This window comes from Clostridium sp. SHJSY1 (assembly GCF_031626875.1).
Taxonomy (GTDB): Bacteria; Bacillota; Clostridia; order Clostridiales; family Clostridiaceae; genus Clostridium.
In genome coordinates, this window is the sequence record NZ_JANDMF010000031.1 from 1 (window position 1) to 16,197 (window position 16,197).

Here is a 16,197-nt window from a genome sequence, read left to right on the forward strand (position 1 = left end):
AAGGAAACTCCAAGTATTGCATTAGCTCCTAGTTTACCTTTATTTTCAGTTCCATCTAGTTTTATTAATGTTTCATCAATGTAAGTTTGTTCAAAAACATTACATCCAATCAATTCTTCAGCTATAGTTTCATTCACATTTTGAACAGCTTTAAGCACGCTCTTCCCTAAATAATTATTCTTGTCACCATCTCTAAGTTCTACAGCCTCATAAATTCCTGTTGAAGCACCTGATGGTACTGCTGCTCTTCCTATTGTTCCATCATCTAAGTACACTTCAACTTCAACTGTTGGAAAGCATCTTGAATCTAATATTTGTCTTCCTACAACATCAACAATTTCAACATAACTTTTCATAAAAGTCCCTCCTTTAATTTCTTCCATTACCTAAAATTATCTAGATATATAACAAGAATAGTATTTGTATAAATTATTTAATCTATTCTTTATTTATAATGAAATTAAGAGACAATCAAAAAATAACAAGTTAATCCGCCAGACTATTTTCCATCATCCTGTATCAACATATAGCCCTAATAGCCCACTATGAGGCCAATCTGCTTCCTTGACTAATGAAAAATATTCATGGCAAATTTGGACTTGTTATTTATTTTCATGTCCCTAAAGAAAGTAATCTTCATTATCCCTTTTATACTTTGTTTTTAACTTTTCTTTAGCCCAATACTTATCAAATTTATATCTCCATTCTTTACCTTTCTTAAGATCTATTTCATACATATAAAGGAAAAACTCATCTAGAACTTCAAGCTTCATAAGACCTTTCATTAAATGCCTAGGAAAATCTACATGCCTTGAAAAACACTTTTTGGGATCAATCATTTTTACAACATTTTTCTCTCCTACCATAACATCTTTACATCTTGTATCAATTTTTGTAAATCCTAATCGCTTAAATTCTTTTATTAATTTATATAAATTAAGAACAAGTTCCTTATTAAGCCCATATTTTTTTATGTATTTATGAAGTTCTAATCCCCCTACTTTTTCTCTAACAATATATAATGATCCTGCCTTATATACCTTCGGGAAATACTTTGAACCATTCGCTTTTAAAAGTGCTTTTGATTCATCTCTACACACTTTTTCTTCAACAAAAAGCTTTATAACCTTATTCTCAGGCAAACTATAAACAAGCCCATTATTCCCTTGTCCTAAAAAAATGGCTTCTCTAAAAAGCTCTTCTGTTTTAATATCAAAAGAAGCTGAATAACAATGATACTTCTTCATATACCTCTACCTAATTATTGCTCTCATATATTTGTATGCTTTGAAAATACAAGCTATGCAGTTATTTTGGTTCATTTTTCTGAATTGAAGAAACTAATAATAAAAGTACTACCTTTTCCCTCTTCGCTAATAAGTTTGATTTCTCCATCCATTTCTTCGACAATGCTTTTAGATAGAGATAATCCAATACCGATACTTTTAGGATTACTACTATTTTCTCCCTTATAAAACCTTTTAAATACTTTTTTCTGTAATTCTTCTGACATACCTATTCCATTGTCTTTAATATATATTTTTGTTATAAGAGGCCCCCTATAAACTTCTACTTTTATCTCTCCACCTTTATCTGTATGCTCTATAGAATTTTTTATTATATTTGACAAGGCTTCTGCTAGCCACTCTTTATCATGTATAACTTTAGCCTGAATTTCACCTTCAACTACAAGATTTTGTTCTTTCTTTCTAGCTTCCTCTAATAATGAAGAAATAGCAAGTTCAATAGTCTCCTCTAAAGGCTGCTTTTCTTTTTCAAACTTAATTGCATTTGCTTCTATTCTTCCAACTTTTAAAAGATTCATTATAAGCCATTCCATCCTTCTTAGTTGTTCTTCTGACTTATCTAAAAACTTAATTTTATCTTCATGAGGCATATTTTCATTTTCCCTTAAAAGATCATTAAACATTACTAATGATGATAATGGTGTTTTTAATTGATGAGATATATCTGATAAAAAGTCTTTTAACTTTTCTTTATCATACCTTAAAAGTTCAATTGAATTGTTTACCCTATCTCCCATATAATTAAGAGACGAAATCAATAAAGCCATTTCACCTTCTTTATAGTCACCATCAATCTCTCTATACTCCCCATTTGACATAGCTCCAGTACTTCTAACTATTTCATCTATTTTTATATAAATTCTTTTCAATTCTTTTGTAAAGCAGAGATATAATATTACTAAAAACACAACTTGGATTGGAATAAACATTAATAACATGTTTTTGAATATTCCTTCCACTATCTCATCTGAGCTTAAAGTAATATTTTCATCATATCCGTAACTACTCAAAATTTCCTTGGACTTATTTATTTCTTCTATACTTCTTTTTCTATAGAAATTTTTTATTATATCATTATCCTTTTTACCTTCTAATATATTAGATAAAATAACAGCATTTTGATTTAAAAGAGTTTTACTTATATTTTTAGTAATAGTAAAGGTTCCTAAACCAATAGAGATTGTCCCAGTAATTAAAATGATTATAAATTTAAAAGTTACCTTTCTAGCTTCTGGATTTCTATAAAATCTTAATGAATCCATTTATATCCTACTCCTCTTACAGTTTCAATGTAAGGATTATTTTTATCCTCCAAAAGCTTCTCTCTTAACCTTTTTACATAAACAGTTAGTGTTTTTTCTTCTATAAAATCCCCTTCTATATCCCAAAGTTTTTCTAAAAGTTGTTTTCTAGTTAAAACATTTCCTCTATTCTCTAATAGCAATAATAATAATTTATACTCTGCTGATGTTAAAAAAATCTTATCCTTATCTTTATAGACTTCATACTTTAAAGGAAATACTGTCAAATCTCTATCTACAATCTTTTCTTGAGGGCTAATGGCTCTTCTTCTTGCCACAGCATTAATTCTTGCAATAAGTTCTCTAACCCTAACTGGTTTAGTTAAGTAATCATCAGCTCCCATATCTAATCCTAAAACTATGTTAACTTCTTCATCACAAGCAGTTAAAAAGATTATAGGTGTTTCTTTATTGGCTCTAACCTCTTTACAGAAATTATACCCGCTTCCATCTGGCAATGTTACATCTAACAATATCATATCTATATTTGAATCATTAAATTCTTTTCTTGCACTTTTTAATGTGGATGCATGAACTACTTGAAATCCTTCATTTTTTAAAGAATATTCAATGCCCATAGCCAATGTCATATCGTCTTCTACTAATAAAATTTTCATTATAAATCCCTCCATAATTATCTAGTAATATTATACATTATTTCCATAACAAAAAAGGACCTTTAAAAAGTCCTTTCTTAATATTTTATTTATTCATCATCACTTATACCTTCAATGATTGTTAATTTTTTTAATCTTCTTAATGGAATTAATGTTGAAAGATATGTTACAGCAATAGCTGCAACTATGGAAGCTACAAAAGGAATTATCCCAAATTTATAATCAAGATCTCCAATGCCTCCTCCAAGTTTTATTAACAATCCAAGTAACAATGCTGAAGCTATTCCACCTACTATAGAAGCTATTATTCCATAGAGAGTCCCTTCAAGTATTACACTCTTTCTAAGTTGTTTTTCCATCATTCCTATAGCTTTAAGAGTTGCAAATTCCTTTTTTCTTAACAATAAATTAGTTGAAATTGTATTAAATATATTAACTATTGAAATAACTGTTATTATAATTATAAAACAATACACAAAAAATTCAGCTTGTTTAAATAATTGATTTATCTGGTTCATACTACTGCCAAGGTCAGTATAATTATACCCTTTACTATCCTTGACTTCATCAAAATATTTTATAGCTTCTTCTCTAGCCTCTTTATCTCCATCAAAGGTAAAAAATAATCCATTCGGTGAAAAATCTTTAAAATATTTATTATATGCATCTTTATGAATCATCAACTCTACTTCATCTTCAGTCAAAAATTGTCCTTGGAAAGGTTCCTTTTGTGCTATTGCTATTATAGGTACTTCATAATACTTGTTGTTTTCTATAGCTTCTTTTATTTTTTCATCACTTGCTTCTTGACTTTTATAATCATAGTTATTCAATTTTGGAATCCTTATTTTATCCCCAACCTTATAATTAGTGAATCTAACGATTTCCTTTGTCCCATCCTTATGTGTTATACTCCTACCATCAATTAGAATTATTCCACCGTTTTTTAAGCCTTCTAAATCGAATTTTCCTTCTGATATATATTTTTCTTCTATTCCAAGTTCCTTATCTCCACCTATATAAGTATTAATTCTAGATAATATATTATAATTATTTACCTCTTCATTTCCTTTATCAAATCCTGTTTTTTCTATAAAATCTTCATTTATATAATCTTTTGAAATAGCTATTTTTGTATTTTTCAAATTGAATTCATAAGTATTTTTAATAAAACTTTTACTTTCTATATCATTCACTTCATTCTTTGTAAATATTTCTTCCCCTGTCTTTCCTAGCTGGGAGTCAAAAAATATATTTCCATAAGATTGATATATATATTGCTTAGCATAATCTAAGAAACCATAAAATACATTAAACATTATAATTGATATGGTTAAAGCTACAACTGTTATTATAAATCTAACTGGTGTTCTTCTAATATTTTTATAAGCTAAGCTTCCTTCTATTCCAAATATCTTCCCTACAAGTTTTCCTCTTCTTCTCTTAACTTTACCAATCTTAATTTCATTTTTATTCCTCATGGCCTCCACTGCTGAAACTTTCCTTGCTTTTCTTGCAGGACCCAATATTGAAATCCATATTGTTACTGAAACTAATGCCACAGTAACTGCTATAATACTTGGATAAAATTGTACTTTAAAATTATCTACAAAAATTAAACTATCTCCTATAAATAACTTAACTCCTATTACAAGAGAAAAATACCCAATTAAACAACCTAATGGCAATGCAATTACTCCCATTATAGCTCCTTCTTTTAAGATAATTCTCTTTATTTGTTTAGGTGTTGCTCCAATAGCTTTAAGTATTCCAAAGTATTTTATTCTCTCTATAACTGATATATTAAATGAGTTATATATTACTGTAATTGTACAAAGCATTATTATAACTATGACAAATACAGCCATCTTATATAAGGATTCAGTAATTCCTTTTGCTGGTCCATTTCCTGTTAAATAAAGCAATTCACTGTTATTTATTTTGGTTCCATCTTTAACTTCTATATTTGCAGTTTTTATTACTTTATCAATTATTTGTTGCTTACTTTTATCTGATTTCAAATTTACATATATATAATAATTCTTACTATTATCAAAATTATCTGTATATCCAGTAAAAACTAATGGTCCATTTGAAGTATAAATCTTTTGTTCTGATATACCAACTATATTAATCTTTGTAATTTTACCTTCCTGATTAGTTAATGTAAATTCATCTCCAACTTTTGTTCTTAAAATATTTTTTACATTAACATCAATTATTACTTCTCCTTCTTTTTCTGGCTCTCTCCCTTCTAAAACTTTATTAGTATATATCTTATCAAAATAATCTTTATTCCCTTTTTCTAAAACAGTTTTTCGGTTAATTGCTGAAAGAGAATATTCTTCTCCAGATTCATATACAGAACTATCCTTAACTTCAGCATTATTTACAACCTTTTCTGCTTGCTCTGAATTTATATTTCTAACTTGAAATTCATAATCACTTTTTGCTCTCTCACTTACAATCATTGAATCTTTAAAACTAAAGAGAAATGTTCCTACTGCAAATATCAAAACTGTTGCCAAAGTAATTCCTAAAATGGTTAATGCAGTCCTCTTTTTATTTTCTTTCATATATCTATTAGATATTTCACTATAACTTTTCATAGCATTAACACCTATTTGACTACCTTTCCATCTTTAATCTTAATAATTCTATCTGTATTTTCTGCTACGGTTAAATCATGAGTTATAACTATTGCTGTTTGATTATATTTTCTAATAGATACCTTTAACATTTCCATAATCTCTTTTGAATTTTCACTATCTAAATTCCCAGTAGGCTCATCAGCCAATATTATTGCTGGTTTGTTAACTAATGCCCTAGCTATTGCAACTCTCTGTTGTTGGCCACCTGAAAGTTCTGATGGAAGATGATTTAGCCTATCCTCTAATCCAAGAGTTTTAATTAAATCTTTGTAATACTCTTCATCAACTTTTTGATGATCTAGAAGTGCAGGCATTCTTATATTTTCATCCACTGATAATACTGGAATTAAGTTAAATGATTGAAATACGAAACCTATTTTTCTTCTTCTAAAAACTGCTAGATTGCTTTCATTTAAACTATATATATCTTTGCCATCTATAATTACCTTTCCATCAGTTGGTCCATCTACTCCTCCAATTTGATGAAGAAGTGTACTTTTTCCTGATCCGCTTGCTCCTATTATGGCTACAAATTCTCCTTTTTCTATTTCTATATTTACATTATTTAATGCAATAACTTTATTATCCTTCTTGCCATAAACCTTACTTAAGTTTTCTGTTTTTATAATTATCATTACTATTTCCCCTCTCACTTCTTGGTTACTATACTTAAATAATAATCATTCAATATTACAAAAGAGTCCAATGAATTATTACAATTCTGTAATAAAACAACATATATTATATTATTTTTAGACAAAAAGAAGCCATCCTCTTTCAAGGACAGCCTCTAAAATTATAAATTATATTCTATTTAGAAATTAAACATTCTCCAGTCATTTCTGCAGGTACTTCTACCCCCATGACATTTAACATTGTTGGGGCAATATCTGCAAGCTTACCAGCTTTTAGACTTCTTCCATTAACATTGTTAGTTACCCAAACAAATGGAACTGGTTCTGTAGTATGTGCAGTAAATGGATTTCCTGTTGAGAAATCAATCATAGTTTCTGCATTTCCATGGTCAGCTGTAATAAATAATGTACCATCTTTTTCAAGAATCTTATCTACTACTTTTCCTACACACTCATCAACAGTTTCTACAGCTTTAATTGCAGCATTAACTATTCCTGTGTGTCCAACCATATCTGGATTAGCATAGTTAAGTATAATCATGTCATACTTATCTTCATCTATTCTATTTAATAACTCTTCTGTAACTTCATAAGCAGACATTTCTGGCTTAAGGTCATAAGTTGCAACCTTAGGTGATGGAATAACTTTTCTATCTTCACCTTCATTTTCCTTTTCAACTCCACCATTGAAAAAGAAAGTAACATGAGCATATTTTTCAGTTTCAGCTATTCTAAGTTGCTTTAATCCCTTTGAAGAAATGTATTCTCCTAAAGTATTAGCAAGTGTTTGTGGTTTAAATGCTACACTTACACCTTCTAAAGTCTTATCATATTGAGTCATAGTTATAAATGTAAGATTTAAAGTTTCTCTCTTAAATCCTTCAAACACCTTATCATTTATGGCTCTGGTTAATTCCCTAGCTCTATCAGGTCTAAAGTTAAAGAATATAACTGAATCTTCATTATTTATAGTTGCTATTGCTTTTCCATCCTTTGTAACTACACATGGTAATACAAATTCGTCTGTCTTGTTATCATTGTATGATTTATCTATAGCTTCAATAGCTGAAGATGCAGTTTCACCCTTACCTAATACTAATGCATTGTAAGCTAATTCAACTCTTTCCCATCTATTATCTCTATCCATTGCATAATATCTACCACTTAGTGTAGCAATTTCACCTATGCCAACTTCTTTCATAATAGCTTCAGTTTTTTCTACAAATTCTCTACCCGATGATGGAGGCACATCTCTACCATCCATAAATGCATGAACATAAACCTTTTGAAGACCCTCTTTCTTAGCAAATTCTAAAAGGCCTTTTAAATGATCAAGATGTGAATGCACTCCACCATCTGATAACAATCCCATTAAATGTAATGATGTATTGTTTTCTTTTGCATTTTTCATAGCTTTTAATAAAGCTTCATTGCTAAAGAAATCTCCCTCTGCAATTGACTTAGTAATTCTAGTAAGTTCTTGATATACTATTCTTCCTGCACCTATATTTAAATGTCCTACTTCTGAATTTCCCATTTGTCCTTCTGGAAGACCAACAGCCATTCCGCTTGCTTGAAGTTCAGAATTTGGATATTCCTTTAATAATCTATCTAAATTTGGTTTCTTTGCTAATGCTACTGCATTTCCTTCTGATTTTGGAGCTAATCCAAAACCATCCATTATCATTAACATAACTGGTTTCTTTGCCATGCCTATACCTCCATTATATTTATCTCTACACTATTATTGTTCAAATTTTAACACATTTTTATTATATTATTTTTTAAATACCTTTGCAACTTTGTAAAGGTATACCTAAATATAAAACATAGCAGAATCTATTGTACCATTTCTATATTCTTCAACTAAATCTGCAAGTGTTGTATTATCAGCTAATTTATTAAAACTTGCATCTAATTTATCCCACATATTGTTCTTTATTACATTAATCGCATTTTGATTACATTTCATACTGTTATCAAAAGTAACATTAAGCAAATTGCTATCTAATGCATTTAATATAGTTGAAAGCTTTAAATATTCTGGTTCAGTAGTTAATGTATATCCCCCTTGAGCTCCCTTTGTTCCATTTATTATTCCAGCTTGACGAAGAGGTGTTAAAATTTGTTCTAAGTAGTTTTTAGAAATTCCTTGTCTTTCTGAAATACTTATTACTGTAACAACATCTCCATTACTAGAATTTGTAGCTATATCTATTAAAGCTACTATTCCATATTCAACCTTTGTAGATATCTTCATAATATTCCTCCATATATCTAAAAGGGTTTTCTCCCTTTGATTTTTTATTAAAGTATAACATAGTTTTACTTGTTATCTCAATGGTAAAGTCTATCTTTCTTATATGAGTACTTCTATGTTTTTATAAAAAAACATGCAAACTCTTAAACATTTAAGAGCTTGCATGTTTAATTACCATAAATTTCTCAATTCTTAGAAATTTACAATTTGAGCAAAATCAGCAGCAACTAAACTTGCACCACCAACTAGAGCTCCATCTATATCAGGCATAGCCATTTGATCTTTTATAGTATTTGGTTTAACTGATCCACCATATTGGATTCTTACCTTGTTAGCAACTTCTGTACCAAACATTTCAGCTAAAACTGCTCTAATAGCAGCTATTGTTTCATTTGCTTGTTCATTAGTAGCAGTTTTACCAGTTCCTATAGCCCAAATTGGTTCATAAGCTATAACTACCTTTTCTGCTAATACTTTATCTAATCCAGCTAAATCAGCTTTAATTTGAGCTGAAATAACATCATTAGTTGTTCCATTTTCTCTTTGTTCTAAAGATTCTCCACAACAAAGCATTGGAATTAAGTTATGTTCAAATGCAGCTTTAACTTTCTTATTTAAAGCTTCATCTGTTTCATTGAAATATTCTCTTCTTTCACTGTGTCCTAAAACAACATAGTCTACACCCATTGTTTCAAGCATTCCTGGAGCAACTTCTCCTGTGAAAGCTCCTTTTTCTTCAAAGTGCATGTTTTGGGCACCAATCTTTATGTTTGATCCTTTAGCAGCTTTTATAGCAGCATCTAAGCAAACAAAAGTTGGGCAGATTACTACTTCACAAGTAGCATCCTTAACTAATGATTTTAATTCATTTATAACTTTAACAGCTTCTTCTGGAGTATAGTGCATCTTCCAGTTTCCAGCAATAACAGGTTTTCTCATTTAATTCACCTCTAAAATTTAAATTTGAATTTATTTCTTATTTATCGTTTAATGCATCGATTCCTGGTAAAACCTTACCTTCTAAGAATTCAAGAGAAGCTCCACCACCAGTTGAAATATGAGTCATCTTATCTCCAAATCCTAATATATTTACAGCAGCTGCAGAGTCTCCTCCTCCGATAACTGTTGTAGCATCTGCATCAGCCATAGCTTTAGCAACTGCAATAGTACCCTTATTGTAGTTTTCAAATTCGAATACTCCCATAGGTCCATTCCATATAACTGTCTTAGCATCCTTTATAGCATCAGCATATAAAGCATCAGTCTTAGGTCCAATATCTAGTCCCATATTTCCTGCTGGAATATTTTGATCAGCTGTAACTGTAGCTTCAACGTCCTTAAATTCAGCAGCAACTCTGTGGTCTACTGGTAGTAAGAACTTAACTCCTTTAGATTCAGCCTTTTCGATCATTTCTTTAGCATAGTCTAATCTATCTTCTTCAACTAATGAAGTTCCAATTTCATATCCTTGAGCCTTTAAGAATGTGTAAGCCATTCCTCCACCAATGATTAATGTATCAACTTTATCTAATAAGTTGTTTATTACAGCAATCTTATCTGAAACCTTAGCTCCTCCAAGTATAGCAACGAAAGGTCTAACTGGAGTATTAACAGCTTCTCCTAAGAACTTTAATTCTTTTTGAATTAAGTATCCACATACAGCTGTATCTAAGAATTCTGTAACACCTACTGTTGAGCAGTGAGCTCTGTGAGCTGTACCAAATGCATCGTTAACAAATATATCAGCTAGTGAAGCTAGTTCTTTAGAGAATTCTTGAACATTCTTAGTTTCTTCTTTTCTGCATCTTGTATTTTCTAATAATACAACATCTCCATCATTCATATCAGCAACAGCTTTTCTAGCATTTTCGCCTACAACTTCTTCATCTCTAGCGAAAACGACTTCTTTACTAAGCATTTCGCTTAATCTTTTAGCAACTGGTGCTAATGACTTAGAAGCATCTTTTCCTAAGTGTGAGCAAAGTATAACTTTAGCTCCATTTTCTATTAAATACTTTATAGTTGGTAATGCGCCGTTCAATCTATTTTCATCTGTTATAACGCCATCTTTTAAAGGTACATTAAAGTCACATCTTACTAGTACTTTTTTTCCTTTAACTTGGATGTCTTCAATACTTTTCTTATTAAAACTCATTATTTTCACCTCATAATATTTCTTTATTTTAAAACAGTCTGGCCTCATAGCCTTATACTACAAAACCAGACTGATTTTTAATGTTTAAATACTTATAACTAAGAGTCTTAAATTACTTTAAGAAGTTAGCGAAGTGCTTTATAGTTCTAACCATTTGGCTAGTATATGAATTTTCGTTGTCATACCATGCAACAGTTTGAACTTGGTATAAATCTTCTCCGATTTTAGATACCATTGTTTGAGTTGCATCGAATAAAGAACCAAATCTGATTCCAACAACATCAGAAGATACTATTTCATCTTCAGTGTAACCAAAAGATTCATTTGAAGCAGCTTTCATAGCAGCATTGATTCCTTCAACTGTAACATCTTTTCCTTTAACTACTGAAGTTAAAATTGTAGTTGATCCAGTTGGAACTGGAACTCTTTGTGCAGAACCGACTAATTTTCCGTTTAATTCTGGAATAACTAATCCAATAGCTTTTGCAGCTCCTGTTGAGTTAGGAACTATGTTTACAGCTGCAGCTCTAGCTCTTCTGAAATCACCTTTTCTATGTGGTCCATCTAATACCATTTGGTCTCCAGTATAAGCATGGATTGTAGACATTATACCAGTTTGGATTGGTGCATAATTATTAAGTGCTTGAGCCATTGGAGCTAAGCAGTTAGTTGTACAAGATGCAGCTGAAATTATGTTATCATCAGCAGTTAATATATCATGGTTTACATTGAATACAACTGTTGGAAGATCGTTACCAGCTGGAGCTGAAATAACAACTTTCTTAGCACCTGCATTGATGTGTGCTTGAGATTTTGCTTTTGATACATAGAAACCAGTACATTCAAGTACTACGTCTACTCCAATTTCTCCCCAAGGAAGTGTAGCTGCATCAGCTTGTGCATAAATTTTTATTTCTTTTCCATTAACAACGATAGAAGATTCTTTTGCTTCTACTGTTCCTTCATATCTACCTTGAGATGAATCATATTTTAATAAGTGAGCTAACATCTTAGGATCTGTTAAGTCGTTGATTGCAACAACATCAAACCCCTCTGCTCCGAACATTTGTCTGAATGCAAGACGTCCAATACGTCCAAATCCATTAATTGCTACTTTAACATTTGCCATTAAAATTACCTCCTAAAAATGTATTTATAAAAATTATTTTTTATAAACTAAATAAAATTATTCATGGTTTTCTTTAAAACATCTAAAATTTCTCGACCCGCAGCTTCATCGGTCACAAGAATCCCATTACTATTATTACGTTGAGTTGAAATTATTGACTCTACTTTATTTTTCCCACCAGCCACTGCAATATGTGTGTTAATTTTTCTTGCTTCTTTAATATTAATTCCAATTGGGGTGGTTTGAGATACAACTTCTGACTTTTTATTAAAATAACAGCCAAAAGCTTCTCCAATTGCTCCTAAATCCATGAGTCTATCAATTTCATCTTGAGATGCTCCTCTTTTTATTGCCATTTCACTAGCATTACCTATACCATACATTAATATATCTGCTTTATGAATATAATCAATTACTTCCTTAATCTCTTTTTCTTTTAGTAAAGTATCTAAAATATCTAAAGAGATATTCTCAGGAATATGGAGCATTTTGTAACTTCCATTTATCTTTTTGGCAAAGGATGCTGCCAAGGTATTTGCTTGTGTTTCTACCTTTCTTCCCATGCCTCCTCTTGCTGGAACTACTAATATATTTGAAAAGTTATTTAGCTTTGGAAAAGCTTCAACAACTTCCTTTAGCGTACTTCCTCCTGTTAAAGCTATTACATTATTATCTTTAATAATACTTTTTAGATAATTCGAACAAGCCTTACCAAGTTCTTTTAATGTTATTGGATTTTCTTCAACATCTCCTGGAACTATAATGACTCTTCTTAAATTTAACATAGATTTAATTTGATTTTCGATTTCAGACAATCCTTTAATCTCATGTATAAAATCTTTAAGTTCATTAACAACTTCTTCACCACTATCAGTCACAGTCATACCTGGAGTATTTATTTCAATAAGTCCCTGTGCTTTTAAAAGGCTGATTTCAGTTCTAACTATTCTCTCCCCAATGCATAACTCATTTGCAAGTATTCGTCTTCCAATAGGTTGATTATAGTATATAGTCCTTAGTATATTGTACCTTTTTTCTAAAACTTCTACAAGTTCAGGAACTATTTTCTTTTGAAGTCTTAATATCTCCTTCAATTCAAACACTCCTTTGGGCTAATATTGTCCCACTCTCTATTTTCTTGTCCCACATGTATTATTATAATGCAATGTCATAAATTTTAAAAGAGTTTCTGCAAACTTTTTAAAAATTCTTCTTTTGATGTATATACATTCATATATGCTTCATTCTTGGAATACTCAGAAAAATTCAGTATATAAGCCTTTTTATGCTAATATACTGAATTTCAAAATTAAATTCTTTTTCTTTTACTAGACGATCTTATTCCTAATTCTTCTCTATATTTTGCTACAGTTCTCCTTGATATATTTATGTTTTCACGATTTAAATAATCGCATATATATTGATCCGAAAATGGCTTTGTTTTATCTTCCCCATCAACAAGTTTCTTTATTCTATTTTTTATATTAGAAACTGCAATTTCATCTTCACTCTTTGATGAAGATACTCCTGTAGTAAATAACTCTTTTATCTTAACTGTTCCATATGAAGTTAAAATATATTTCTCTTTTATAGCTCTACTTACAGTTGATTCATGCATTTCAATTTCTTTAGATATATCTTTCAGTGTCATTGGTTTTAGATAATTTATTCCATATTCAAAATATTCTCTTTGCTTTTCAACTATTTTTTCTAGAACTTTATAAAGTGTACTTCTCCTTTGCTCTATGCTCTTTATTAAAAATAGTGCTTTATCTAATTTTTCTTTTACATACGAATTAACATCATCACCCTGATTTTTATTAATCACTTCCTTGTAGACTCCACTTATTGATAAGTTTGGAACCAACTTATCATTCATTATCACTAAAAACTCATTTTGAACTTTCCTTATTTCAGCATCTGGTAATATGTATTTTACTTCTTCTCCGGTATAAAATCCTCTCGATGGTTTTGGTTCTAATTTTCTTATTATATCTCCATATCTTTGTGCTTCTCTTGGTGATATATTTAATTGTGATGCTATATTTTTATATTTATTATCTGCCAAGTCCTCTAAATAATTCTCTACTATAATTTTTAATTTTTCATCATTATATCCTAGATATTTAAGTTGATTCTTTAAGCATTCTTTTATATTTCTTGCTCCTATTCCATAAGGCTCTAGGCTTTGAACTATTTCTAATCCTTCTTCTATAAGTTTCTCACTTAAATTAAGTTCTTTTGCTATCTCACTAATGCTAATCTCTAAATAACCTCTACTATCAAGATTTTCAATTATATAGTCAGCAACTTCCTTTTTTAAGTCCTCTTCTTCTATTTCCATAACTTGTTCATGTAAGTATTCCTTAAGAGATTTTTTTTGTGAAATAAAGTTAAAAGGAGATACTTCTTCATCATCATAGCTTCCATAACTTTGAGCCCCATAATTATCAAACTCTAAATATTTTATCATCTCTTTATAGTCGTGCTTGTCTAAATCTGTACTTTTTTCATTTGTGTTTGAAATGAATTCATCTTTAATTTCCAATACTGGATTCTCTTCATATTCATTGTTTATATATTCTCTTAAATCATTTGCTGACATTTGTAATACTTTAATAGATAATTGCATTTCTTGAGTTAATGCTAGTCTTTGTTCCTGTGTCAATTTATAAGAATAGTCCATCTTCATTTCCTTAACACCTCAATTTCCTTAAACTTATTTGTCCAACCACCTTATGTATACATTTTCATAATTTATATAAGCAAAGGAGCACTTATTGCTCCTTACTCTAAATTACTTTTCCTCAGAAAAGAAAAATATTCCTGTTACGTTATTCCCTGAATGAATTCCAACTGTACATCCTACATTTGCACTTATAAAATCAATTCCTTGTTCATCAAAATGTTCCTTTATAGGATCATGTACATCTACATTATTTAAGTTTAGTAATATTATTGGCATTCCTTCCAAAGGCTTATATTCTTCAAGATCTTGGAGAATTCTTTTAACAGCTTTTTTACTTCCTCTTACTTTATCTTTTACTGCCATTACGCCTTCTTTTACTTCTAATATTAATTTAATTCCTAAAACTCCAGTTACTACACTTACCGTTTTAGATATCCTTCCACCTCTAACTAAGTTATCCAAAGACTCAAAGCATAAAGAAGAACAAATACATTCTTTCTTTTCTTCTATATCTTCTATTATCTCATTAAATGTTTTTCCTGAATCTCTTAAAATAGCTGCTCTATATGCCAGAAGGGCTACTCCTGCTGTAACTGTTCTAGAATCAACAACATATATATTATCACTTTCTATAATATTCTTAGCTAAACATGCTGATTGATATGTGCCACTCATACTTGATGAAAGATTGATAGAGATTATTTTATAACCTTCACTTAAATATCTTCTATAAACTTCTTCAAATCTATTAGGTGTTACTTGAGCTGTGTTAGGAAAAACATCCCCTTTTTCTATTCTCTCAAATAACTCATCCGTACCTATCTCTACTCCATCAAGATAACTATCTTCTCCAAAATTAATAAGTAACGGTAGAACATCTATGCCTAATTTATCAAATAATTCCTTGGGTAAGTCTGCTGAACTATCAGTAATTATTTTAATTTTATCCATTCTCCTCATTCCCCTCTAACTTACTTCATGTTTGGAAATCCAATTTGTCTTAAAGCTTCATATGCAATTATAGCAACTGTATTTGATAAATTTAAACTTCTTGTGCTACTCTTAACCATAGGTACTCTTATGTTTTCAAGTGCATTATGAACCCCTTCTGGAACCCCAGATGTTTCTCTTCCAAACATAATAAAATCCCCTTTAGAGAATGAAACCTCATCATAATGTTCTCCACCATGAGTTGTTGCTAAAAATATTTTCTTATCCCCATACTTTTCCATAAACGCTTCATAGCTTTCATGTACTTCTAAATCTAGATCTTTCCAATAATCTAATCCTGCTCTTCTTAAATGTTTTTCATCTAATTCAAAACCTAAAGGTTTAATTAAATGCAACTTTGATTCCGTCAATACACAAGTTCTTGCAATATTTCCTGTGTTTTGTGGTATTTCAGGTTGATATAAAACTATATTAAAATTCAATGCTCTATCCTCCATACAAC

14 protein-coding genes and 1 pseudogene are annotated in these 16,197 nt (G+C 30.0%); all 15 read right to left on the bottom strand.

Annotation, left to right across the window (positions count from 1 at the left end; all coding sequences use genetic code 11):
- Positions 1-356 (bottom strand): annotated as a pseudogene (gene eno / locus NNC19_RS14280) (phosphopyruvate hydratase); the annotation flags it as partial.
- Between the two features lie 264 nt (positions 357-620).
- Entirely contained in the window at positions 621-1,247 is a 627-nt protein-coding gene (locus NNC19_RS14285) for a protein kinase (protein WP_310939337.1), read from the bottom strand.
- A gap of 71 nt (positions 1,248-1,318) precedes the next feature.
- Complete coding sequence (locus tag NNC19_RS14290) at positions 1,319-2,569, bottom strand: HAMP domain-containing sensor histidine kinase (RefSeq protein WP_310939338.1); 1,251 nt, start codon at positions 2,567-2,569, stop codon at positions 1,319-1,321.
- A complete protein-coding gene (locus NNC19_RS14295; protein ID WP_310939391.1) occupies positions 2,557-3,228 on the bottom strand; it encodes a response regulator transcription factor in 672 nt (223 codons plus the stop codon). The genes NNC19_RS14290 and NNC19_RS14295 overlap by 13 nt, the downstream gene beginning before the upstream one ends.
- 86 nt (positions 3,229-3,314) lie before the next feature.
- A complete protein-coding gene (locus tag NNC19_RS14300; protein WP_310939339.1) occupies positions 3,315-5,834 on the bottom strand; it encodes an FtsX-like permease family protein in 2,520 nt (839 codons plus the stop codon).
- A gap of 11 nt (positions 5,835-5,845) precedes the next feature.
- Complete coding sequence (locus NNC19_RS14305; RefSeq protein ID WP_310939340.1) at positions 5,846-6,511, bottom strand: ABC transporter ATP-binding protein; 666 nt, start codon at positions 6,509-6,511, stop codon at positions 5,846-5,848.
- A 175-nt stretch (positions 6,512-6,686) separates the two neighbouring features.
- Complete coding sequence (gene gpmI, locus NNC19_RS14310; RefSeq protein WP_310939341.1) at positions 6,687-8,222, bottom strand: 2,3-bisphosphoglycerate-independent phosphoglycerate mutase; 1,536 nt, start codon at positions 8,220-8,222, stop codon at positions 6,687-6,689.
- 105 nt (positions 8,223-8,327) lie between these two features.
- Positions 8,328-8,771, bottom strand: a complete 444-nt coding sequence (locus tag NNC19_RS14315) for an Rrf2 family transcriptional regulator (RefSeq protein WP_310939342.1) — start codon at positions 8,769-8,771, stop codon at positions 8,328-8,330.
- A gap of 192 nt (positions 8,772-8,963) precedes the next feature.
- Entirely contained in the window at positions 8,964-9,710 is a 747-nt protein-coding gene (gene tpiA, locus NNC19_RS14320; protein ID WP_310939343.1) for a triose-phosphate isomerase, read from the bottom strand.
- Positions 9,711-9,747: 37 nt separating this feature from the next.
- Positions 9,748-10,926, bottom strand: a complete 1,179-nt coding sequence (locus NNC19_RS14325) for a phosphoglycerate kinase (protein WP_310939344.1) — start codon at positions 10,924-10,926, stop codon at positions 9,748-9,750.
- A gap of 112 nt (positions 10,927-11,038) precedes the next feature.
- On the bottom strand, positions 11,039-12,055 hold the full coding sequence (gene gap / locus NNC19_RS14330) for a type I glyceraldehyde-3-phosphate dehydrogenase (RefSeq protein ID WP_310939345.1): 1,017 nt from the start codon (positions 12,053-12,055) through the stop codon (positions 11,039-11,041).
- Between the two features lie 47 nt (positions 12,056-12,102).
- Positions 12,103-13,149: a sugar-binding domain-containing protein gene (locus tag NNC19_RS14335; protein WP_310939346.1), complete on the bottom strand. Its 1,047-nt coding sequence runs from the start codon at positions 13,147-13,149 to the stop codon at positions 12,103-12,105.
- 215 nt (positions 13,150-13,364) lie between these two features.
- A complete protein-coding gene (gene rpoN / locus NNC19_RS14340; protein WP_310939392.1) occupies positions 13,365-14,741 on the bottom strand; it encodes an RNA polymerase factor sigma-54 in 1,377 nt (458 codons plus the stop codon).
- Between the two features lie 111 nt (positions 14,742-14,852).
- Positions 14,853-15,695 (bottom strand): DegV family protein, encoded by an 843-nt coding sequence (locus tag NNC19_RS14345; RefSeq protein WP_310939347.1) that lies wholly within the window; start codon positions 15,693-15,695, stop codon positions 14,853-14,855.
- A gap of 20 nt (positions 15,696-15,715) precedes the next feature.
- Positions 15,716-16,177, bottom strand: coding sequence for a tRNA (cytidine(34)-2'-O)-methyltransferase (locus tag NNC19_RS14350; RefSeq protein ID WP_310939348.1), 462 nt, complete (start codon positions 16,175-16,177; stop codon positions 15,716-15,718).
- Positions 16,178-16,197 lie beyond the last annotated feature (20 nt).

Excerpts from the sequence above, each read along its gene's own strand:
- NNC19_RS14285 (WP_310939337.1), bottom strand. The coding sequence starts at position 1,247 with ATGAAGAAGTATCATTGTTATTCAGCTTCTTTTGATATTAAAACAGAA.
- NNC19_RS14290 (WP_310939338.1), bottom strand. The coding sequence starts at position 2,569 with ATGGATTCATTAAGATTTTATAGAAATCCAGAAGCTAGAAAGGTAACT.
- NNC19_RS14300 (WP_310939339.1), bottom strand. The coding sequence starts at position 5,834 with ATGAAAAGTTATAGTGAAATATCTAATAGATATATGAAAGAAAATAAA.
- NNC19_RS14305 (WP_310939340.1), bottom strand. The coding sequence starts at position 6,511 with ATGATAATTATAAAAACAGAAAACTTAAGTAAGGTTTATGGCAAGAAG.
- gpmI (WP_310939341.1), bottom strand. The coding sequence starts at position 8,222 with ATGGCAAAGAAACCAGTTATGTTAATGATAATGGATGGTTTTGGATTA.
- NNC19_RS14315 (WP_310939342.1), bottom strand. The coding sequence starts at position 8,771 with ATGAAGATATCTACAAAGGTTGAATATGGAATAGTAGCTTTAATAGAT.
- tpiA (WP_310939343.1), bottom strand. The coding sequence starts at position 9,710 with ATGAGAAAACCTGTTATTGCTGGAAACTGGAAGATGCACTATACTCCA.
- NNC19_RS14325 (WP_310939344.1), bottom strand. The coding sequence starts at position 10,926 with ATGAGTTTTAATAAGAAAAGTATTGAAGACATCCAAGTTAAAGGAAAA.
- gap (WP_310939345.1), bottom strand. The coding sequence starts at position 12,055 with ATGGCAAATGTTAAAGTAGCAATTAATGGATTTGGACGTATTGGACGT.
- rpoN (WP_310939392.1), bottom strand. The coding sequence starts at position 14,741 with ATGGACTATTCTTATAAATTGACACAGGAACAAAGACTAGCATTAACT.
- NNC19_RS14345 (WP_310939347.1), bottom strand. The coding sequence starts at position 15,695 with ATGGATAAAATTAAAATAATTACTGATAGTTCAGCAGACTTACCCAAG.